This is a genomic window from Pedobacter sp. WC2423 (assembly GCF_040822065.1).
GTDB lineage: Bacteria > Bacteroidota > Bacteroidia > Sphingobacteriales > Sphingobacteriaceae > Pedobacter.
In genome coordinates, this window is record NZ_CP162005.1 from 3,425,439 (window position 1) to 3,446,567 (window position 21,129).

General features: G+C 38.5%; 19 protein-coding genes. 6 read left to right on the forward strand and 13 right to left on the reverse strand.

Annotated features, from left to right (window positions below; translation table 11 throughout):
* Positions 1-127: 127 nt before the first annotated feature.
* Positions 128-1,789, reverse strand: coding sequence for an FAD-dependent oxidoreductase (locus AB3G38_RS14090; protein ID WP_367864522.1), 1,662 nt, complete (start codon positions 1,787-1,789; stop codon positions 128-130).
* 43 nt (positions 1,790-1,832) lie between these two features.
* Positions 1,833-3,230 (reverse strand): ATP-binding protein, encoded by a 1,398-nt coding sequence (locus AB3G38_RS14095; RefSeq protein ID WP_367864523.1) that lies wholly within the window; start codon positions 3,228-3,230, stop codon positions 1,833-1,835.
* Between the two features lie 171 nt (positions 3,231-3,401).
* On the opposite strand from AB3G38_RS14095, the gene AB3G38_RS14100 reads away from it, so the two are divergent.
* On the forward strand, positions 3,402-4,745 hold the full coding sequence (locus tag AB3G38_RS14100; protein ID WP_367864524.1) for a DUF5690 family protein: 1,344 nt from the start codon (positions 3,402-3,404) through the stop codon (positions 4,743-4,745).
* Positions 4,738-5,859: a TIGR03364 family FAD-dependent oxidoreductase gene (locus AB3G38_RS14105; protein ID WP_367864525.1), complete on the forward strand. Its 1,122-nt coding sequence runs from the start codon at positions 4,738-4,740 to the stop codon at positions 5,857-5,859. Before AB3G38_RS14100 ends, AB3G38_RS14105 begins: the two co-directional genes overlap by 8 nt.
* 50 nt (positions 5,860-5,909) lie before the next feature.
* On the opposite strand, the gene AB3G38_RS14110 is transcribed toward AB3G38_RS14105, so the two are convergent.
* The 5 genes from AB3G38_RS14110 to AB3G38_RS14130 all read right to left on the reverse strand — a co-directional run bounded on the left by AB3G38_RS14110 (position 5,910) and on the right by AB3G38_RS14130 (position 10,143).
* A complete protein-coding gene (locus tag AB3G38_RS14110; protein ID WP_367864526.1) occupies positions 5,910-6,704 on the reverse strand; it encodes a hypothetical protein in 795 nt (264 codons plus the stop codon).
* 192 nt (positions 6,705-6,896) lie between these two features.
* The gene (locus AB3G38_RS14115) at positions 6,897-8,132 is read right to left on the reverse strand and encodes an MFS transporter (protein WP_367864527.1); all 1,236 of its coding nucleotides are present in this window, start codon (positions 8,130-8,132) and stop codon (positions 6,897-6,899) included.
* A gap of 32 nt (positions 8,133-8,164) precedes the next feature.
* Positions 8,165-8,839: a FadR/GntR family transcriptional regulator gene (locus AB3G38_RS14120; protein WP_367864528.1), complete on the reverse strand. Its 675-nt coding sequence runs from the start codon at positions 8,837-8,839 to the stop codon at positions 8,165-8,167.
* A gap of 146 nt (positions 8,840-8,985) precedes the next feature.
* The gene (locus tag AB3G38_RS14125; protein ID WP_367864529.1) at positions 8,986-9,633 is read right to left on the reverse strand and encodes a hypothetical protein; all 648 of its coding nucleotides are present in this window, start codon (positions 9,631-9,633) and stop codon (positions 8,986-8,988) included.
* Between the two features lie 36 nt (positions 9,634-9,669).
* The gene (locus AB3G38_RS14130) at positions 9,670-10,143 is read right to left on the reverse strand and encodes a GyrI-like domain-containing protein (RefSeq protein ID WP_367864530.1); all 474 of its coding nucleotides are present in this window, start codon (positions 10,141-10,143) and stop codon (positions 9,670-9,672) included.
* 290 nt (positions 10,144-10,433) lie between these two features.
* Between AB3G38_RS14130 and AB3G38_RS14135 the strand changes: the two genes are divergently transcribed.
* Positions 10,434-10,796 (forward strand): DUF4870 domain-containing protein, encoded by a 363-nt coding sequence (locus tag AB3G38_RS14135; RefSeq protein WP_367864531.1) that lies wholly within the window; start codon positions 10,434-10,436, stop codon positions 10,794-10,796.
* A gap of 76 nt (positions 10,797-10,872) precedes the next feature.
* Here the strand turns inward: AB3G38_RS14135 and AB3G38_RS14140 are convergent, their stop codons facing one another.
* Positions 10,873-11,271, reverse strand: coding sequence for a nuclease A inhibitor family protein (locus AB3G38_RS14140; RefSeq protein WP_367864532.1), 399 nt, complete (start codon positions 11,269-11,271; stop codon positions 10,873-10,875).
* A 194-nt stretch (positions 11,272-11,465) separates the two neighbouring features.
* On the opposite strand from AB3G38_RS14140, the gene AB3G38_RS14145 reads away from it, so the two are divergent.
* Positions 11,466-12,386: a DUF5996 family protein gene (locus AB3G38_RS14145; RefSeq protein WP_367864533.1), complete on the forward strand. Its 921-nt coding sequence runs from the start codon at positions 11,466-11,468 to the stop codon at positions 12,384-12,386.
* A gap of 8 nt (positions 12,387-12,394) precedes the next feature.
* Here AB3G38_RS14145 and AB3G38_RS14150 read toward each other — a convergent pair whose 3' ends face one another.
* Positions 12,395-14,002: a PAS domain-containing protein gene (locus AB3G38_RS14150; protein ID WP_367864534.1), complete on the reverse strand. Its 1,608-nt coding sequence runs from the start codon at positions 14,000-14,002 to the stop codon at positions 12,395-12,397.
* Positions 14,003-14,179: 177 nt separating this feature from the next.
* Between AB3G38_RS14150 and AB3G38_RS14155 the strand changes: the two genes are divergently transcribed.
* Both AB3G38_RS14155 and AB3G38_RS14160 read left to right on the forward strand, forming a co-directional pair.
* Positions 14,180-14,767 carry a hypothetical protein gene (locus AB3G38_RS14155; RefSeq protein ID WP_367864535.1) on the forward strand — a complete coding sequence of 196 codons (588 nt, stop codon included), beginning with the start codon at positions 14,180-14,182 and terminating at the stop codon, positions 14,765-14,767.
* A gap of 126 nt (positions 14,768-14,893) precedes the next feature.
* Positions 14,894-16,396 carry an acyl-CoA dehydrogenase family protein gene (locus AB3G38_RS14160; protein WP_367864536.1) on the forward strand — a complete coding sequence of 501 codons (1,503 nt, stop codon included), beginning with the start codon at positions 14,894-14,896 and terminating at the stop codon, positions 16,394-16,396.
* 78 nt (positions 16,397-16,474) lie between these two features.
* On the opposite strand, the gene AB3G38_RS14165 is transcribed toward AB3G38_RS14160, so the two are convergent.
* The 4 genes from AB3G38_RS14165 to AB3G38_RS14180 all read right to left on the reverse strand — a co-directional run bounded on the left by AB3G38_RS14165 (position 16,475) and on the right by AB3G38_RS14180 (position 21,090).
* Positions 16,475-18,994, reverse strand: a complete 2,520-nt coding sequence (locus AB3G38_RS14165) for a DUF5686 family protein (RefSeq protein ID WP_367864537.1) — start codon at positions 18,992-18,994, stop codon at positions 16,475-16,477.
* A 39-nt stretch (positions 18,995-19,033) separates the two neighbouring features.
* Complete coding sequence (locus AB3G38_RS14170) at positions 19,034-19,210, reverse strand: hypothetical protein (RefSeq protein WP_367864538.1); 177 nt, start codon at positions 19,208-19,210, stop codon at positions 19,034-19,036.
* A gap of 356 nt (positions 19,211-19,566) precedes the next feature.
* Complete coding sequence (locus AB3G38_RS14175) at positions 19,567-20,349, reverse strand: hypothetical protein (RefSeq protein WP_367864539.1); 783 nt, start codon at positions 20,347-20,349, stop codon at positions 19,567-19,569.
* A 150-nt stretch (positions 20,350-20,499) separates the two neighbouring features.
* Positions 20,500-21,090, reverse strand: coding sequence for a cupin domain-containing protein (locus tag AB3G38_RS14180; RefSeq protein WP_367864540.1), 591 nt, complete (start codon positions 21,088-21,090; stop codon positions 20,500-20,502).
* Positions 21,091-21,129 lie beyond the last annotated feature (39 nt).

Sequence of the window (21,129 nt, forward strand, 5' to 3'; positions counted from 1 at the left end):
ATTTTAGATATCAAATTATAAGAAATATTTATAATTAATGCGCTGTACAAAGATATTGCCCACATAAATCTTTAGTGTAAAGCCTTTATTAAACTTCAGTCAGCTGTTTAAACTTCAGTCCGCCGTTTTAAACTTCAGCCAGGTACTTATGGACAAAGCTGATCGCCATAGAGCCTTCTCCTACTGCGGAAGCTACCCTGTTCATGGCACCCGAGCGGACATCACCTGCGGCAAAAATACCCGCACAACTGGTTTCCAATAAAAAAGGATCTCTTTTCAGTTTCCATGTTTTATTGAAATTCTCATAATTCCTCAATTCACGGCCAGTCTCAATGAAACCTTTTTCATCTTTCAGTATATTCAGCTTCAACCAGTCTGTATAGGGTTTAGCGCCTATAAAAATATAAAGTGCTGCTGCTTCTTCTTCTCTGGTCTCTTTTGTTTTAACGTTAATCAGTACCAGTTTCTCTAAACACTTATCTCCTTTCGCTTCAATCACTTCGGTATTCCCTAAAACATGCACATTAGATGTATGTCCGATCTGATCAATCAGGTAAGAGGACATGGTCGATGTCAAATCATCTTTACGGATAACAATGTTTACACTGCAAGCAAACTTTGACAAATACATGGCTGCCTGCCCAGCCGAGTTTCCTCCGCCAATGATATAAACATTTTTGTCTCTGCAGGCACTGGCTTCTGTAGTGGCAGCACCATAATAAATACCAGCACCGGTCAGATCAGAAACACCTTTTACTTCCAGCTTCCGGTAATCAACACCCGTGGTGATGATCACCGCACGGCTGATAATCTCAGGCCCGTCTTCCAGGATAATGGTTTTATAGCCATCTTTTTGTTTGATATCGCTCACCGATTGCGGAGATAAGAATCCAGCACCTAAACGTACAGCCTGGCTGATTGCTCTTCTGGTCAGATCTGCTCCGCTCAATCCAGCAGGGAAGCCCAGATAGTTTTCTATTCTTGAACTTGTCCCTGCCTGTCCTCCGGGAGCTTTACGTTCGATCATCAATGTTTTTAATCCTTCGGAAGCCCCATAAACTGCCGCAGCTAAACCCGCCGGGCCCGCACCAATAATCACCACATCGTACATGTCATGAATAATTTCCGGGTTCTTTCCTATTTTAGCCGCAATTTCCTTAATAGAAGGTTTAGTTAAAAATGTCCCATCATCCATTAAAACCATAGGCAGATCATCATTTGTCAGTTTATTAAGTGTCAATAAACTGGCCGCATCAGGATTAGTCTGCACATCCATCCATCGATATGGAATTAAATTGCTGGCTAAATAATCTTTGACCACATGCGATAACGGGGAGAACTGAAAACCGACCACTCTGATTCCTTTAAATTCAGGCGTATAATCACCCTGCCAATCATCCAGCAGATCATTAATTACAGGATACAGCTTATCTTCTGGCGGATCCCATGGTTTAATCAGATAATAATCCAGTTTCACATCATTGATAGCTTTAATTGCAGCTTCGGTATCAGAATAAGCGGTCAGCAGGACACGCTTCGCTTCGGGATAAATCAGCATTGCTTTTTCCAGAAAAGCTACACCTTCCATTTCAGGCATCCGCTGGTCACATAAAAATAAAGCGACCACATCTGCACTGTTTTTAAGTTCGATCAGCATATCCAGTGCCTCCTGAGCAGAAGTTGTACTTAATATTTTATATTCTTTACCGTATTTTATTTTCAGGTCACGGCTGATTGCACGCAAAACCTGTGGATCATCATCTATAGAAAAAATTATAGGAAGGTTCATCTTTTTTACTAATTTAAAATTCGTTAAACAGCTGATTAAGCTATTAGTTTTCTAACGGAAAACATACCATAAATTCCGTTCGGCCCGGGACAGATTTAACCTTAACACTACCATTGTGCTGGTGAATGATTCTTTGAACTACTTCCAGCCCCATACCTGTGCCTTTACCCATGGGTTTAGTCGTGAAAAAAGGATCAAATATACTAGAGAGAATGTCGGCAGGAATGCCAGGGCCATCATCAATAATAAAGACATTAACAAATTCTCTGTCCTTTTCTGTTTTCAGGATTAAAGTACCTTTCTGGTTGGGTTCCATGGCATCAATGGCATTGTCGATCAGGTTTGTCCAGACCTGATTTAATTCGCCAATTATTCCTTTGATCTGCGGAAGCGTTTCATCATACTCTTCCACTACTGTAATATTCCCTTTCTTGATTTTGTGACCTAACATGGTCAGTGTATTGCGGATACCCATATGAATATCTGCGTATTCTTTATCCATGCCCCTATCCATATGGGTGAATGTTTTAACTGAATTAACCAGATCAGCTATTCTTTTAGAGGATTCCTGAATATCTTCGACCATCCGCTCTGTAACCAGCAGATTACTGATCCAGTTAAAAACCGGAGAAAGATGTTCGGCAACTGGTGCTGCACAGGCTTCCAGATCAGCAACACTAAAGTTAAAGTCAACGAAACTCTCTGCAATTGCATAACCGTTCTCAACGTTCTGCGCTTCAAACCAGTCTGCAATTTCATCTTCCAGCACCATCCGCTGTTTTAAGTTCAAAAGAGGTTTCTCTTTACTGGCTAATATTCCGAACAATACCTCATTTAATTTGTCGATCTGAGCTTCGGCAATAGTGATGGCCGCCACTTTCTTAAAAACTTCCGGCCCCATTCTTAAGTGTTCCTTCAGTGAAATAGAGTCACGTACAATTGCTGAAGCAGGATTGTTCAGCTCATGCGCCAGCCCGGCACTCAATTTACCGAGTGCCATCATTTTTTCATTTTGCTGCTGCATTGCTGTAAACTCTCTGACGCGGTTACTCATCACATGAACGAGTGATTGTGTCAGCTCAAAATGATCCTTGATCATTTCCTGAATACTGTCTGTATGGAAACTCAAGAGTTGAACCTCGCCAATTGCCTGCGCATATCCCCCCGAAATCTTCCCTCTGGAATAAGGCAGATAACCTGAGATATCCCCTTTGTTAAACATCACAAATTCACGTTTGGAACCATTCTGTAACATATGAAGACTCAACTTACCTGCTACAAGCACATGAGGTCCCTCGATCGGATCGCCTGGCCTGGTCAGGTAATCACCGTCATTCAGCAATTGATTTTCACTGTTATCTATAAACCACTGTAACTGATCATCAGGAACATTACTAAAAAAATCGAGTGACTTAAGCCATAAAACTGTTACGATATGCATGGTCTAAATTTAACCAAATTTATGAATCAATTGTTTACCAAAGCTTAACATTGAGGTTATTTCATATTAATAAACAAAGTTTAGTATTGCTAAACAAAAGATAGCAGCTATGAGCACTATTAAATTAGCAGTATTTGATATAGCCGGTACTGACCATTATAAATGGATAGTATGAAATTCATAGATCGTCTGCGCGCTAAAGTCGCAACATTACCGTACGCTGTAATCTCTGTAATGGCCGCTTTAGCTGCATTTGGAACTTATACAGCTATGTATTCCTTTCGCAAGGCATTTGCAGCAGGCACTTTTACGGATCACCAGTATGTGCACCTTGACTATAAAGTATGGTTGGTGATTGCACAGGTTATGGGGTATATGTTAAGTAAGTTTTATGGTATTCGTTTTATCTCCGAAATCAAAGGGAATAACCGGGGTAAAAGCATTTTGATTTTAATTGGAATTTCATGGCTTGCCTTGCTGGGGTTCGCACTCGTTCCTGCCCCCTGGAATATCGCATTCCTATTTATTAATGGTTTTCCATTAGGGATGATCTGGGGACTGGTATTCGGCTATCTGGAGGGTAGAAAGTCTACTGAATTTATGGCAGCTGTAATGTCTATCAGTTTAATTTTCGCTTCTGGTTTTGTCAAAACTATCGGTCGTACTTTATTGACAGATTTTCATATCAATGAATATAATATGCCTTTCCTTACGGGAGCAATATTTGTAATCCCGCTATTACTTTTTGTGTTTTGCCTGGAACTGATGCCCCCTCCTACTGCGGAAGATAAAAAGTTAAGGGTAGAACGTAAGCCAATGAATGCTAAAGAGCGAAAGGATTTCCTGATCCGATTTTTACCGGGTATTATTCTGACACTGATTATCTATGTGCTATTAACAATTATGCGTGATGTCAGGGATAATTTTGAAGTAGAAATCTGGGCAGACCTGGGCGTAAAGAGCAATAATATTTATACACATATAGACCTGTTCATTTCAGTTATTGTTTTGATTGCGATGAGTCTGCTGATTTTGGTTAAAAAGAACATCAGGGCTTTTAGTATTATTCACTTATTTATTATTGCAGGATGTTTGCTGGTCGGCATGTCTACTTATTTTTTTGATCACAGGATGATCAGTCCGATTGCCTGGATGACAACCGCAGGCCTGGGTCTTTATCTTGCTTATGTTCCTTACAATGCCATATTTTTTGAAAGGATGATTGCTTCTTTCAATTATCGCAGCAATGCTGGCTTTATTATGTATGTAGCTGATGCTGCGGGTTATTTAGCGAGCGTAAGTATTTTGTTAGTCAAAGAACTGGGCAAACCCAATATTAGCTGGGGTAACTTTTTCAAAGAAGGTATAATGCTCGTTGCCATTGTGGGTGTGATTAGCGGAGTGTTATCCCTGATTTACTTTTTACAAACCGCACAAAAGAATCGAAATAAAGAAAAAAAAGCTAAAGAACAGAAAACAAGAGAACAGCTTTTAATAGCGTATCATTATGAGTAAAGCAATAGTAATTGGTGCAGGTATTGTAGGTTTGGCTACTGCCCGTGCCCTGGCCATCAGAGGCTATAAAGTCACAGTTATTGAGCGGAATGAACGTGCCGTTGGTGCATCTATCCGTAATTTCGGCATGGTATGGCCTATTGGGCAGGCTACAGGCCCAATGTTTGAAAGAGCAATGTTATCACGAAGTATCTGGAAAGAGGTCTGTACAGAGGCTAAGATATGGCATGAGGAGGTGGGTTCTTTACATTTAGCCTATCATGAGGATGAATTGCAGGTGATGAGTGAGTATGCAGAAATTAACCGCCAGCACCGGAATTGCAGTTTATTAACGCCCGGACAGGCTTTAACAAAATCACCAGCAATCAATGTAAATGGATTAAAAGGTGCTTTATGGAGTGCAGAGGAAATGATTATTGAATCCAGAGTCGCTGTTGGACAAGTAGCGGCTTACCTTGCTGAAAAGTATGGTGTAATCTTTCATTGGAATACAGCCATCAGCCGGATTGAACATCCGAAAGTGAGTTCCGGAAATCAAAGCTGGGAAGCAGAAGAAATTTTTGTTTGCAGCGGTGCTGATTTTGAAACGCTTTATCCTGAATTATTTGCGGCAACGGCGATCACCAAATGTAAGTTACAGATGATGCGTTTGGTCACTCAGCCTGATGAATGGCGTATTGGTCCTTCTCTTTGCGGTGGTTTATCTATGATTCATTATCCGGGTTTCCAGGCAGCACCTTCTTTACCAGCTTTAAGAAAAAGATACAAAGAGCAGTATGCAACGCATTTGAATTGGGGTATCCATGTGATGGTTTCACAAAATGGAACTGGTGAACTGACCATCGGGGATTCACATGAGTATGGTTTGGTTCATGATCCTTTTGATAAAGAATTTATCAATACCATGATTATTGATTACTTACATACTTTCGCTGATTTCAAGGAATGGAAAATGTTGCAGTCGTGGCATGGCATCTATCCTAAAATGACTAATGGGGCTACTGAATTAATTACGGAGGCAGCACCAGGGGTAACCGTGATTAATGGTCTGGGAGGTAATGGGATGACTTTATCTTTTGGATTATGTGAGCAGTATATTGCGTCAAGAGGTTAACCCTATTTTCAATAAAAAGGACAGCATTTACATTGCTGTCCTTTTTATTGTTATTTAAATTCTTTCATATCCACGATCCTGTTATCGTCATGATATTTCAGAAAAGTATTTCCACTTTTATTTTTCTCAAAAGTATAGTTATTTGTGATCCATTTATTAAAAGCTGCTTCATCTCCTTGAGGACTGCCAGCAACAATAGGTTCACTAACTACTTCATCAGTCCTGTAATTTACCTGGTACAGAACGTTCTTAACAGCAAAAACAATAGTCTGTTTGTCTGGTGACATCAATAAGACGTCTCCCTGAATTCTCTCCTCAGGATTTTGCCTTTTAACTAAGTAAACCTTAGCGGTTACATTGGTAATGAAAAAATCATTGTTGACCAGGTATCCGGTTGCACCAATTTTCTTCACTCCCTTGCTGAACTTTAAATCTTCTTTGCCTTTAGACGGACGGTATAAACTAACCACTTCTAATGCACCATTTTTTACTGCAATCAGAAACGGGCGCGGAACCAGGCCTGAGCTATCTGCAATCTGAACCAGCAGCGCTGTTTTTTGCTTGTTAATAAATTGCGCAGAGGCAAATTTTGTTGGGCCTTTACTTAGATCGGCCGCGTCAGCCTGAATGTGAACTATACTGTCTTTGAACTTTGCATTAAAGGTCTCTGCCTTTCCTTCATTGTTACTTAAAACAGAAATAGAGTCTGAGGCATTCGCTGGAAAATCATTAAAGACTTCGTTTTGGGTTAAAGTCTTTGGCGTATAGTGCTTAACTTTTTGATCTTGCTGGCTGCATCCGGCAGAAACGATTAGCAGAGTAATGGCAACTAGAGATAATTTCATAATAAATCAGGGTCAGGAAAAATCTTTTTTTCGCAAATATGGGCTAAATCGTTTAAAAATAATAATTTAAATCTCACTCCGCATGTGAATGTAAAGTTTTGCAAAGCGATATGATCAGCCGTAATCAATTCATTGATGTTGTATCATTTCTAATTGTAATTTCTTCCATAAAGTTTTTAAATGAATATTTTCTTAGCTAACTGCCTTTTTCTTTTGCTCAATATCAGGAAGGAATCCAGTAATTATACCAATCAGCGGTAGAAAAGCACAAACTTTAAATACATATTCAATACTGGTCTGATCGGCCAGTTTACCTAATACAGCTGATCCTACCCCTCCCATTCCAAACGCGAAACCGAAAAACAAACCGGCAATCATACCTACCTTTCCAGGAATCAGTTCTGTCGCATAAACAAGGATTGCAGAGAATGCAGAAGAGATAATTCCACCAATCACCACAGCAAGTACTCCCGTTAAAAATAATCCGGTATAAGGAAGAAGCAACGTAAATGGGGCAACGCCTAAAATAGAGATCCAGATAATATATTTCCTGCCGAAACGATCACCTAATGGTCCTCCAATCATCGTTCCCGCCGCAACCGCAGCTAAAAAAGCAAATAAATAGAGTTGAGATTCCTGAACCGAAACATGAAATTTGTCAATCAGGTAAAATGTGAAATAACTGGTCATGCTGGCCATGTAGAAGTACTTGGAAAAGATCAGTACCAGCAGAATAACAATAGAGCCAATTACTCTTCCCCTGGATAAATTATGTTTAGGTTCATCTGAAGCCTGAACCTTCCCCTGAACTTTAAGATTAAGACGGCCTTTGTACCATTTCCCGATCTGGAATAAAATCAGTATACCTAAAACAGCAGCTACTCCGAACCAGATAATATAAAATTGACCGTAAGGAATAACAATCAAGGCAGCCAGTAAAGGACCTATTGCACTTCCTGCATTACCACCTAGTTGAAAGATAGATTGTGCCAGTCCCTTTTTACCACCAGAAGCCAAATGTGCAACTCTGGATGCTTCAGGGTGAAAAATTGAAGAGCCTATACCGATGAAACCGACAGCTACCAGGATGGCCGCAAAACTGGCAGCCATAGCTATAAAGATCAGACCGATCAGCGTGAACCCCATGCCTATGGCCAAAGAATAGGGTTTTGGTTTCAGATCAGAATAATGACCTACAAAAGGCTGTAAGAGCGAAGCAGTTAGCTGATAAGTTAGCGTAATCAACCCGATTTGAGAAAAAGACAAATTAAACTCAGTTTTGAAAAGCGGATAAACAGATGGAATAACAGCTTGCAGCATGTCATTTAATAAATGCGTAAAACTTATCGTAAAGAGAATTGGATAAATCGTTTTTTGAATAATGTCTTTTTTGATACCGGGATCAAGTGTTGCTGTATTAGTTTCCATAAATTAGGTCAGTTCATCTTTGTGATGAATTGTTATTGAGAAATATGTCCTATGATTTTTGCTGAGTTATTCCATGCTTTTTTTGCATCGCCAGCTGCTATACTTTTAACGAGTTGTTTATGTTGATGATTGGTTTCTTTGAATGCTCTTGTGTCATGATGAACTTCCATAAACCAGTTTTTCATATGGATGGCCACTGATTTGTACAGGTCAATCAGGATCTCATTTCCTGAGGCTTCTGCAATAGATATGTGAAATTGAATATCTGCATCGATACATTCTTCCAGTAAATCGTTCTTCGCTGCCTTATCCCGTTTTTTTAACCAGTCATATATTTTAACCAGGTCTGCTTTTGTTCTGTTCAGTGCAGCTTTTTCAGCAATCTTCATTTCCAGCAGATGCCGCACTTCATTTAAATCTTCAAAATCAGCACGTTTCAGACGCTGAGATAAAGGTTCTTTAATGCCCGTTGAATTCTCTACAAAAGTACCTACTCCCTGTTGGACTCTTAATAGTCCACAGTTTGCCAGGATCTTGATAGCTTCCCGGATTGTAGAGCGGCCAACACCAAAGGACGACATCAGCTCTGGTTCTATGGGCAATTTTTCGCCTACTTTATAAGTGCCAAAAGCGATTTGCTGTTGTAGTTTTTCAGCTACTTCGTCGGCCAGTGACTTGCGGGAAATTAGATTTGTATTATTCATCATATCATCTGATGATTCAAATGTATAGATTTTCTTTAGGACGTCAAATTAATTCTCAGAAAAAAACAAGAGCCGGCGCTGTTTCTAAAACTACTAATTTGATTACCTGAATAAAATCCCTTAAATAGATTTCAGATGAAAGGGGTGAATTATGATTTTCTTTGATTAAGAATCTGCTCGATAACTTCACCCTGGCCAGAATCTAAAGTAGGCATCAGAGACGGAAGATCTGTTAGTGAATAAAGACGTAGCCGTCCATTTTTAATGATATGCTCAGCAGAATATACCAGTTTCATATAATCCTGGCACCCTGCAATGTCATCAGGTAAAGGTTTAATCTTTTCATTCGGAGAAAGATCTTCAAAATAGTATCCTGATTTATTCAGATCAGGATACCTGTCCAATAACTCTTCTGTTAAAGGTATATTTGCCTTTTGAGGGAAATCCATTGCAGATATTCCGGTAATCACTACTTCCTGTATGTTATTTTTTATAATTTCATATTGTTCAGCAGTCATTAAAAGACTATTGGAGTTGTTAGGAAAGGCTAATTGTCTGATACCTGCAAGTTTCACGTATTCACCATCTATTCTGATCACCTTAAAAATGGAGTAATCTATTTGTTTGGATTGAACCTCAGTCCGTTTTGAAAAAATAAAACTTCCTGTTTGTAATTGATGATCAGGACTCGCCATAGCTTCATTCCATAAACGCTGATTATATTTTTTCTTTAAATACAGAAACAGGCTGACAGCCGCAATCATACTTACTGTAGTTATTATGGTTTCGGGTTTCATTAATATTTTTTCAGGACAAAAACAAATGTATCTTATTTAAGAAAGGAATTCCTTTTTAACTGCCACAAATATGTCCACTTCTGCATTTTCAGGATTCAGAGCACGTTCATCGTATACTTCAAAGTCGGCGGTAAAAGTTCTTTCCAGCTCCGAATTCCAAATCTTAATCCATTCATTATAAACTGCTCCCTGCATTAATTTGCCTTTGGCCACAAACTTCTGATAGGCAGCAACATCAATTGTTTTACTCACCATTTCATTAGGAATATCATTTAGATTTTCAACTTTACACCCTAAAATAGTAGTATAAGGTTTAGTATGATCTTTTTCATAATCTGTATAAATACAGTAGAGTGCATTGTCAATTTTATTGGGGATCTGATCAAGAATTCCTTCCGACATAAACTTTTCCCAAAGTACAGGAATGTCCTTAGCGGCTTGTCCGTTTTCATTAGTGGTCCGCACTGAAATACCGATTACATGAAAGGAGTCGATTTTTATAATATTCATCTTTTTATTTGTTAAGCAGCAAAAATATGAGTGTCTATGACAACCCTATGTCAGCAGATGGCTTAATTTTTGTTCAGGGTGTTTATATAATTCAAGAATTATCGGAAATGTAATATAAAATGGCAATTAATTAAGAAATAATTTCTGTTTTTAAAGACAAAATTTCTTTCTGCCATTTTAATCACACAGACGATATTCAATTATTTATTACAGGATTAAAAACGCTCAGGCACAATTACAATTGCAGGCATAAATCACTCAAAACAAGCTAAATTAACAAAAAACAACATATGGAAAATAACTTCAACGTAACAAAAACAGAAGACGGAAAAACAGTAGCTATTGTCAGTTACATTACAATCATTGGCTGGCTTATCGCCTACTTCGGTATGCACAAAGACAAGAGAACAGAATTGGGAAGCTTTCATTTAAGACAAACGTTATTACTTTATATTGTAGCTTTTATCTTACAAATTGTACAACGTATTATTCTTAGCATAACTCCTTCAGGATTTGTATTTACTATATTCAGCATTCTGTCTCTAATTATATTCATTTTATGGATTATAGGTTTGATCGGTGCTATTCAGGGAACTAAAAAAGAAATCCCTTTGATTGGTCAGAGAGCACAGTCAATGTTTCCAAATATCTAGAACTGATATTTCAATAAAAAAGGCCCGCAGAAATATTTCTGCGGGCCTTTTTTATTGAAATACTGCCGGGTATTTTCTAAGTTTCAATTGCATAAGTAGCGATCGCGATACAAGTATTATCCAGGAGATCAAACGTAATGATTATCGGTACATTCACTCCTCCCTCTATGCGTGTTACCTGTATGTCAGAGAAATTGTCTTTCAGATAAGTGTGAAGTGCCGTAAATTTCCGGGCATTAGCAACCATCACCTGGTCACCCGGGTCGGCAGTACCCACTATTTTTTCAAAGAAAGCCTCCTGATCGATTGTTTTCAATGTACCGGGCGTTTCACTGTAAAGCTGAGCAAGCTTCATCCTTAACTCATCCTTTGGAACCTGTCCAAGGTTTTCAATAGTTAGTGGGGCTTCAGATTCACTGAAATAAAACAGACCCTGTGTTTTTTCAGCTAATTCAGTTAAAATTTGGTTTTCCATTTCGGTGAGATTATATGAGCATAACGTCTGATTGTCTATTAAAATATACGAAAAATAAAGGTTAACATTAATTTCATTTACCATGAAGTGAATTGCACCCCGGATATAATCCAACGAGTGTCTTCAACCTTTAAATAATTGAGTTATACATTTAAGAGGAGTTCTGTATATTTATGAAATCAAATTCATAAGATATGACCAGCTGGCCGGAATTAAAATACGAAAATCTGAAAGAGACACTGGCAACAGTACAATTGTGGACACAAATTGCCGGCAAGATCAGGCTGGTCAAATCTCCATGGCTTAACCATTCCTGGCATGTCACTTTATACGTATCCGGAAAGGGACTGACCACGGGCAGTATTCCTTACCATAATGGTCTTTTCCAGATAGATTTTGATTTTCTTTCTCATCAGCTGATCATCACCTCCAGCGCAAACGGACAACAACAATTCAATTTATCCTCACATACAGTATCAAGTTTTTATCAGGAGCTTTTTGAAAAGCTAAGACTTTTGGGGATTGACGCTGCAATATATGCCAGACCGAATGAGATAGAAAATGCAATTCCGTTTCAGGAAGATACTATCCATTGTCATTATGAAGAAAATCAAATCGCTGCATTCTGGCAGGCACTGGTTAAAATGGAAGCTGTTTTCAGCAGGTTCAGGGCAAAATTCAGTGGAAAATGCAGCCCGGTTCATTTCTTTTGGGGAGGTTTCGATCTGGCGGTAACCAGATTTTCCGGCAGAAAGGCACCTAAACATGCAGGAGGAATGCCCAACATGCCACTCGATGTAATGCAGGAAGCTTATTCTCATGAGGTAAGCAGCTGCGGTTTCTGGCCGGGCAATGACAGTTTTCCCTATCCGGTTTTTTATGCCTACTGCTATCCAACTCCGGAAACATTTAAAGAACAACCAGTAAAACCTGAGAAAGCTTTCTACAGCCCTGATTTAGGTGAATTTATCCTTCATTATGAAGAAGTAAAAAATGCTGCTGATCCTGAAAAATTCCTGATGGATTTTTTACAGTCAACTTATGAAGCCGCAGCAATTACCGGAAACTGGGACAGGACTTCTCTGGAATGTGATTTTTCTGACCTGGAATCCTGATTTTCTGATTAAAATCCGTGCTCTTTTCCCATCAGCTCATTTACTTTCGCCGATGTTTGATGAATAATCTCATCCATCTCCTTCACACAGTTATTAATCCTTTTATAATACTCTTCCTTCTCTTCCTGGTTTGCTGCAATGTTTGCAAGTGCCGATAATCCTAATATAGAGGCCACGGGTTTTCTGATTTCATGAGAATTGATCCAGGCAATCTCTTTGAGTGTATGGTTCTGCTCACTAATTTCTACTTCACGTCTTTTGCGTTCAGTAATTTCGGTAACAATATCAATATATCCAGAATGCTGTCCATCGGAATCGACAATTGAAGTACTATTTACTTCTACCCAATAAGGATCTCCATTTTTTGAATAGTTTATAATTTCAATATTAAAGAAGTCATGCACTTTGAGTGAAGCTGTGATCGCATTTCTGGTCAGCATACTGGTTTCAGGGCCATACAACATTTCACCAGGCGTCTTTCCTTTCAGCTCATTTAATGGATAACCTGTCAGCTGTTCAAATGAAGAATTAACCCAGCTTATCTTCCCGGCAATATCTTTAATAACTACACCGCTTTTAACTTTACTGACCACATCAGCAAGTTGCTTGTTTTCTTCATCTTTACGTCTTAATTCATCAACATCTTTCACAGCTCCGATAATCCGCCGGGGTGCGCCATCCTCACCTGTCACCAAATAAGCCTGATCGAAAACATATTTATAATTTCCATCTGCACAAAGCAGGCGATAAGAGGCTTCCCAGCGTTTTTTAGCTTGTTTAACAAAGGCATTCAAGCTGTCCAGTACCCTTTTGCTATCTGATGGATGCATTTTACCTATCCACCAGTCCGGCTTGAAAAAACCTTGCTCATGGTCATAACCAAATAATTGTTTTAAACCAGAATTCCAGGTCACCTGGCTGGTCGTTAAATCCCAGTCCCATATCGCATCGTGTGTAGCTTCGTTAACTAATTCGTGTCTTTCCAACGCATTATTCAATAATAATTCCCGGTTAAAGCTGTCTGTAATATCTTTAAGTACACCACTGATTTTATAGGGTTTTCCATCCTGGTAAATCACTTTTCCCGCTTCACGTACATGATGCCATTCGCCATCAATTTTTAAACGGTGCACATAATCCATCTCACCTGTAATTTTTGTTTTTTCATGTGCCGCCAGAAATCCATCCAGATCATCAGGATGGATTTGGTCGAGAAAAAATGAAACAGTTGTAATCCCTGAATCAGGTGCCAGACCAAACAATGTATAGAGGTTATCAGACCAGATCACTTCATCAGTTTGCAACAAATACTCCCAACTGGCAATCTTAGCCATTTTATGGGCATAATACCATTGTTGCTGATCTTTCTTACTATTATCCAGATCGCGCTGCAAATAGGCCAGTTCCCGCTTCTTTCCTCTGTTGTAAAGGTTGACAAGGTAATGCAGCAGGACTGCACTGAATGCGATAAAGAAAAAACCTTTGAGACTATTAATCAGCGCACGATCCTTAACTGGCATACCATCCACCAAAAAGGCAATTAGCTGGTCACTTAACAATACCCAGACACAGCCTGTAATCACGTACAGTAGCACGATGTAATTCTTGTTCTTCAAATGAATTGAGCTAATAATATCCTGGCGCCTTTTTGAAATTCAAACAGACTCCTAAAATTAATGATAAATATCGATTTAAAGCCAGATGTTATTATAACTAAAGGCCTGATTGTTGATAACCTGATTCACACTGGGTGTCCGACGGATGTCTGAACTAATTAAAAGACAATTGAACATATGAAGCAATTTATCATTCTCCTATCAACCGCGATATTGCTGATTTCCTGCAATGGCAAACACAATGACACGAAAAAGATTACCGACTCAGTTCATACAAATGCAAAAGATGTTATCCATCAAAAAATCCCTTCTGGAAATAATTCCGCTCAGCCGCTTTCTCCTGAAGTTGTTAAAGCTAAAGAATGGATCATTGCGAACATAGAGAACTCTTTGAACAAGGGGCACGATACTATTGAAGATTCGAATGAAGAAGCAAAGAGTATTTATACAACTCAGTATAGCGCTTATAAAATTGATGCAATCAATGTGGATTTAGACGATGGTCTGACTGAAGATGAGTTCATCACAAAATGGAAGGGAAAGTATAATCCGAAATTAGCGGGAATTGGATTTGGTTTCTTAATTCCTGAACAAGATTACGGTCTGATCAAAGTGACGGAATGTAAGTTAAAAAACAAAACTCCCGATGGTTTTGTTTTTAATGTAGTACTTGAAGATACTAATTATCACAAAAAATATAATAGAGATATTAGAATTATTGTGGCCGAAAAATCATTCCTTATTGATGATGTACTAGAGTACTAACTACATATTTAGCCATAATTCGCGGAATAATAATTATCTGGAACTATTCTAAATTAGTTTGGTATATTTGTGATGTATCTTGCAAGGAGATATAATATTAAAATATTACAGTAATTTACGACCCTAATGATGATAGAATTAAAGACAGAGTTTTCAGAATACATTAAGGATTTCGAAGAGAAATTGAAACTCTTATTCAGGGGAAAAGAAAATATCAATCAATTTGATTTAGCAGCAGAGCTTCCTCCTTTAGTGATGAAGGAAATCCTTGCTGAGCAACCTTTGGCTGCGGCTATCCCAGAAGAGTATGGAGGCCGTGGAGCTCAGGTAAAAGAATGTCTGAGTGTGCTGGCAGCAGCTTCTTATGAATCTTTACCGCTTTCACTTACCTTTGGAATTAACATTGCCCTTTTTCTTGAACCACTTGCCAAATATGCAGACAAGTCCGTTAAGAAAGAAGTTTTTGATCGCTTTCTCTACGAACAAAACATGGGTGGACTGATGATCACTGAACCTGATTATGGAAGTGATGCACTCAACATGAAAACCCGGAATAGCGAATTGACAAATGGGTATAGTATTAAAGGAACTAAACATTGGCAGGGGCTTACTGGTCTGGCCGACTATTGGCTGATTGCTTCCAGAGCAGAGCTGGCTGATGGAGGACTTAGCCGTGATATAGATTTCTTTTTATGTGATAATACACAAGAGAAACAATACGTTGTCGTAGAAGAATATTTTGATACCATAGGGCTTCATATGATCCCATACGGACGTAATGTTTTAAACATTGAAGTTCCTAAAACGTTTAAATTACACCCCGAATCTACTGGTATTAAAATGATGCTGGATATTCTGCACCGCAGCAGGATGCAATTTCCTGGTATGGGAATGGGCTTTATCAAGCGAATGCTGGATGAAGCACTTCTTCAATGTAAAAACAGAATGGTTGGTTCAACGAACCTGTTGGCTATGGACCAGATCCAGTTTCAGCTTTCAAAAATCCAGTCGGCTTACACCATCTGTTCAGCTATGTGTGTCAGAAGCAGTAAGATCAGCGGTATTGATCATAGTTTGGCCACAGAAGGCTTGGAAGCTAATAGTATGAAAGCAGTGGTTACTGATCTGATGCAGGAATCTGCCCAGATTTTAACACAGGTCTCAGGCGCTAAAGGATACCAGACTTCACATGTTGGTGGTCGCGGGATTATGGATAGCAGGCCTTTCCAGATTTTTGAAGGTTCCAATGAAATGCTTTATGCACAAATTTCTGAAATCATTGTCCGTCAGATGAAGAAACAGAAAGAATCGAATTTATTTGATTTCCTGGCTACACTTAAGCAAACCGCTGAAGCTTGTCATTACTTCAAAAACGAACTGAGTTTTACCTTGAACAGTGCTCTTTCACAGCGAAAATTATTTGATCTGGGGAAAGTGATCGGAAGAATTGTTTCTTTAGGCTATGTACTGGATCTGGAACTTAAGGGGTTTAGAAAAGACCTGATTGATAACTGTATTATAAACGTTAAACAAGAGGTACGTACCTTAATCTGTGCATTTAATTTTGATAACAGTTCACAGGTAATAGAAGATTATAAGTCAGAAAGTTCATGGTTTAACTTTGCTTAACCAAAGAATTTTATCCTGATTTGATAAATTAAGAAAAGCCGGTACATAAACATGCCGGCTTTTTTGGCTAAATCCAATCTAAAAATCAACTTTAATCTTAGCCCTTATCCCCCATTTGGAAATTCTTGGGTGATCAAGATAAGTAAACCTTCTAACCAGATCCACCCTCAGTATTTTGAATATATTGGATATGCCTACACTGCCCTCCACATAAGGAGTAGCACCTAATGCCGGAGACACGACATTTCCATGTCTATCTCTTGGGAATTGATATAATCCTGAACCTTCGCGCGGATCATTCTTACTGGAAAGAGAGCCACTTAAGACTTTTAAAGTCAGAATTTCTCTTAATTGAAGCCGCTTCACTAATGGTATTTTGTTCAGGATAAAGCCATTGAAATTATGCTCCAGATTAATACTCGCATAGCGGTCACTCATAAATTCCATGAAATTCATCAGGTTATAAGATGGCAGTTCATAGGCATAACTTTGATTAGCACGATGTATAGTCAGCAATGGAAACGGAACTTTTCCAAATACCTTTCCTGCTTCCAGGATGACATCTGAATAGCCAAACTGCGAAAAATAAGCTCTTTTAAACACATTAAAGGTCAGGTTCTGATAATTATAACTTCCATTCAGAAATCCCTTAATTCCAACAGAGCCGCGCAAAGTAAAAATAGGATATTCATTTCGGATTGGCCTTCTGAAGCGTTTTCCCTGGTAAAACTGCTCATGTGGTGCCCATCTCACTTCGGCTGTAAATTCAGAGGTTGTAATATCGGGGATTTCAATATGCCCGGCATGAGTTAATGCGATAAACCGAAGTCCTCCTGCCGGATCTAAGATCTGATTTTTATAAGCTACTTTAAACGAGAAATGGTTTTCCATTTCATTCAAATATTCAAAAAGCCATTTCCTGTTGTACAGCCATTTATCATTTACCCCTCTTTTAAATGATAACAGGAAATTATCATCTTCTAAAAAGTTGAGATCCTGACCTGGTATCTGCGTCTCATAACTATGTCTTAAGGTTAATGATTTTACAGGAAACTCATAAATTGAACCCGGAGAAAGTGAAAGTACCGTCCCTAATGAATATTTCCATTTCTGATCACGGCTACCATAAGCGACATGCCCATCAAAGAAGATTCTTTTGCTGAATAAATCGGTAGTTCGTCCACCAACCTTAAGCCTCAGCCCCTCTACAGGATTAAAACTGTAAAAAGAGTTGAATGGACCAACTTCTACTTTACCCTGCCCCAGGTAACCAGAAAGTAAGAAGGAGGCAATCCCCATAGCCCGTTTAAATGGCTTTGAGTTTTTCAGACTATCTATATTCTTATACGCCATTTCCTCAATTTGCGTGAGTTTTTCTGGCCTCAGCTCTGCCATTGGCACTGGCTTTACTGATTTACCTTCCACAGGTTTAAGTTTTAACGGCAAATTTAATGCGGTCGGGCTACTCATAAAATCATTGATGAATAAAGTCCTTTCCCCAAAGATGCTTGCACCCTCTTTAAAAAGTCCAAGATCCATCGCCATCACACTTTTTCCTAAATAATAATGACCCGTTTTATCCTGGTGATATTGAAGAGATATATTCATCTCCTTTACCCAATTAATATTTATTTTAGAATTGACAGAAAGAGTTGCTTTTTGTACAGCATACTTACCATCAAGAGATATATACAGATAACCCAGAAAAAGCACATCTTCCTTATTACGGGGTGCGATCATCAGCTTAACCTGCACCGGAGATACATCTTTTAACGTATCTATAATAAAATACTTATAAAACTGGGGAGCAAGCTCTGCAATCGGACTCATAAAACTCTGATTACCAATACCAATATCATTCTGATAAATATCAACGCGCTGATAAATCTTATCCAGATATTCATTGATACCATCTTCGTCAATAAATTGATCTATACGGGATTGATTCTCTGCCAGAACAGAAGTCTCTTGTTTAAAAGGATTTTGATAAACCAGGTTATGGCTTATCTTTTCTTTCATAAAAATAGGGGTCAGCAATTTACCCGGACGCGTCAGAGAATCTGAATTATCCTTTAAAAATGATAACTTCTTAAGCAACTTTGAAGTTTTTGCTTTTTCAGTAGTCATACTTAATGAAATATTCATTTTCTCATATTCCTGATAAGAAAGATAATTCTGAAGATTTGCTGCATTGGATTTCTTATGCTCAATCACTCTTCTGATCAGTTCAACTGCCGGATTGTCTTTATTCTTATATCTCGGTTTATGCGCTACAGAGATACTTACCTCAGACAGATCTTCAGATTGCGGCTCTAATTCAATATTCATATGATGACTATGCCCGGCAGCCATCTCCAGCTTCAGCCTTCTGTATCCTATACTATAAAAATGAATTGCTTTAACCTTCTCCTTTGAAACGATAGTGTAGAATCCCCCGGCATCACTTGAAGACTTAGTGGTCGAATTTTCGAAACTTATGGTTACTCCGGGCAGCGGCTTTCCTGTTGATTTATCGGTGATCAGACCTTTCACCTGTACTGTCTGGGCCTCTGCCTTAAAGAAGAAAAAAAGAAAGAATATTGAAATAAGAAACTTCATAAAGCCTATAGGCCATAATTGATTGGGATAATACAATAATTAAATTACAAACTGCCCCTTACCCAAATCACGGGCAGTTTGTATTTTTTCTCCCTCCATATTACTAATCGACTGTCTGGAGAAGCTTAAACCAGCTTTCGGAATTAACTGAATATCCTGGGCCTTTACTAAATGTACAGCGCACAATAGCCCTGCTGATAATAATAATTTTTTCATAATCAAATAATTAATTTTACTTTCTTTATTTTCCAAATTTAAACTGACATCAAATTTATTGGAAGACAAAGTAACCGAGGCGGAGATTAGTCTCACTGAAACGACATTTCAAAGTGTCCAACAGAATTCTCATCCCCTGCTCCAAATCATTTAAGCTAACCGCTTAAAGCTGGAAAAAGCTCGTTTCATTAATAACCAGGTTCTTTTAAGGTGAATCATTTGTAATTATTTGATTCATAAACGCAGGATTTCCCAAGACCCCTATGCGGGATAATAAACAATAGTAAAATCTGTATGAAAACACAAAAGGCCTTTCACGATTAATGAAAGGCCTTTTGTGTTGATAGTATATTTAATTAAAACTTTATCAGCAGCTTTTCAGCCATCAGCTTACTGTCTTTATAATATTCGAAAAACCACTCTCCACTCTTTTTCAACACTATTCCATTAGCGGTCCCATTGTCAGCAATAAAATAATCCTGCACAGAGGTCCTCCATAATGTTAATACTTTTTTAGGTGTAGTATCTATCAATTGATATCCATTAACAGTTGGCTGCGCATATAATGTTCCGGCAGGCTGATTTGATTCTGCCACGACAGGTTTTGCAGTAGCAATCACCGCAGCACTAACAGGAACAGTTGCTGTTGCTACTACAGGAGCAGTCACCGCCGTTGTAGTCGTCGCTACTTGCTGATCTGCATTTACAGTTCCATTATAAGCATATTTAACCTCATCTAACGACGTAAATGCATCTCTTAAAGCAAGATTATAAGAAGTTTTATATTCTTTCTCTCTGCTCTTGCCTTCCTTGCTCTTAAAAATAATATTACCCTTACAATCTTTTAGTAAAAGTGTAAGATTGGTTGTAAACATTCCTTTCTTCTCCAGCACTTCAGCATGCAAAGCATCACACTTATTATTGGCAACGGCTGTTGGTAACTCAAAATTATCATAATAGGTTTCAAAACCTTTTTCGGTCAGCAGGAATTTAGTCAGTGTATTTAGCCTGTACTGATCCTGTTCTTTAAGAAAACTGAATTTCTCAGGTACCAGCACATATTTATAATTATTAATCGTATTCTGGGCGTAACCTGAAAAGGAAATGAATAAAAGGAGTAATAAAGCGGATCTTTTCATATTAAATATTGATTTTTACAAAAATTATTTAGAAAACCCTAAGATAGGAAACATTAAGCAGACTTTACCGGGGGCGCAAATAACCCGGATATGAATGTGACATACATCACCTAACCAGCTGAAATTTCCTGCTGTCCTTTTTTTTGCTGATCAGACGAACTGGTGTTGTAATATAGCAATCACATAAGGGGAGTCGATCCTGATATCGTGGTTGGTGTGCAGCGGAATGGCTAAATAGTCTCCTGCATTCAGCGTAAAAATCTCACTACCGACAGTACAGGTACAAGTACCTTTCAGAATAAAGAAACTTTCAGCTACCACATCATGAACCTCATCTGGCACATTCAATTTAGTGATCACCAGAGTTTGTGCCATCTGTTCGTTCTGCTGTAATACATGTGCAAAAAAATCGTCAAAAGGCTCAGCCGGAATCAGGTGTTCTACTGTTTTTAACCAGTTTTCATAATTTGAGTATTTACTGGTCGGCGGGAGGTGATCCAGATGGAGTTCCTCTTCAGCAATGCCCAATGCAGCCATTATTCTGCCTTTAAGTTTCGGGCTGGGTGTGATAGCATGACTTTTGGCCAGTTCTTCGATAGTAAATTCGATCCGGTTAAGCTCCTCTCTGATTTCGGGATGTCCCAAACGCAATGAGGCGATCTCGTTTCCAAGACTCACATTGTTTAATTCGAAACAATATTGTTCCAAATTACCCTCATTAATATAGGAATTGATCTCCATTGAATGCAAAGATAGTTAATGAATTGTATATCAAGGTTA

Bases quoted from the DNA above. Each gene is read 5' to 3' on its own strand.
- AB3G38_RS14090 (WP_367864522.1), bottom strand. From the start codon at position 1,789: ATGAACCTTCCTATAATTTTTTCTATAGATGATGATCCACAGGTTTTG.
- AB3G38_RS14095 (WP_367864523.1), bottom strand. From the start codon at position 3,230: ATGCATATCGTAACAGTTTTATGGCTTAAGTCACTCGATTTTTTTAGT.
- AB3G38_RS14100 (WP_367864524.1), top strand. From the start codon at position 3,402: ATGAAATTCATAGATCGTCTGCGCGCTAAAGTCGCAACATTACCGTAC.
- AB3G38_RS14105 (WP_367864525.1), top strand. From the start codon at position 4,738: ATGAGTAAAGCAATAGTAATTGGTGCAGGTATTGTAGGTTTGGCTACT.
- AB3G38_RS14110 (WP_367864526.1), bottom strand. From the start codon at position 6,704: ATGAAATTATCTCTAGTTGCCATTACTCTGCTAATCGTTTCTGCCGGA.
- AB3G38_RS14115 (WP_367864527.1), bottom strand. From the start codon at position 8,132: ATGGAAACTAATACAGCAACACTTGATCCCGGTATCAAAAAAGACATT.
- AB3G38_RS14120 (WP_367864528.1), bottom strand. From the start codon at position 8,839: ATGATGAATAATACAAATCTAATTTCCCGCAAGTCACTGGCCGACGAA.
- AB3G38_RS14125 (WP_367864529.1), bottom strand. From the start codon at position 9,633: ATGAAACCCGAAACCATAATAACTACAGTAAGTATGATTGCGGCTGTC.
- AB3G38_RS14130 (WP_367864530.1), bottom strand. From the start codon at position 10,143: ATGAATATTATAAAAATCGACTCCTTTCATGTAATCGGTATTTCAGTG.
- AB3G38_RS14135 (WP_367864531.1), top strand. From the start codon at position 10,434: ATGGAAAATAACTTCAACGTAACAAAAACAGAAGACGGAAAAACAGTA.
- AB3G38_RS14140 (WP_367864532.1), bottom strand. From the start codon at position 11,271: ATGGAAAACCAAATTTTAACTGAATTAGCTGAAAAAACACAGGGTCTG.
- AB3G38_RS14145 (WP_367864533.1), top strand. From the start codon at position 11,466: ATGACCAGCTGGCCGGAATTAAAATACGAAAATCTGAAAGAGACACTG.
- AB3G38_RS14155 (WP_367864535.1), top strand. From the start codon at position 14,180: ATGAAGCAATTTATCATTCTCCTATCAACCGCGATATTGCTGATTTCC.
- AB3G38_RS14160 (WP_367864536.1), top strand. From the start codon at position 14,894: ATGATGATAGAATTAAAGACAGAGTTTTCAGAATACATTAAGGATTTC.
- AB3G38_RS14165 (WP_367864537.1), bottom strand. From the start codon at position 18,994: ATGAAGTTTCTTATTTCAATATTCTTTCTTTTTTTCTTCTTTAAGGCA.
- AB3G38_RS14170 (WP_367864538.1), bottom strand. From the start codon at position 19,210: ATGAAAAAATTATTATTATCAGCAGGGCTATTGTGCGCTGTACATTTA.
- AB3G38_RS14175 (WP_367864539.1), bottom strand. From the start codon at position 20,349: ATGAAAAGATCCGCTTTATTACTCCTTTTATTCATTTCCTTTTCAGGT.
- AB3G38_RS14180 (WP_367864540.1), bottom strand. From the start codon at position 21,090: ATGGAGATCAATTCCTATATTAATGAGGGTAATTTGGAACAATATTGT.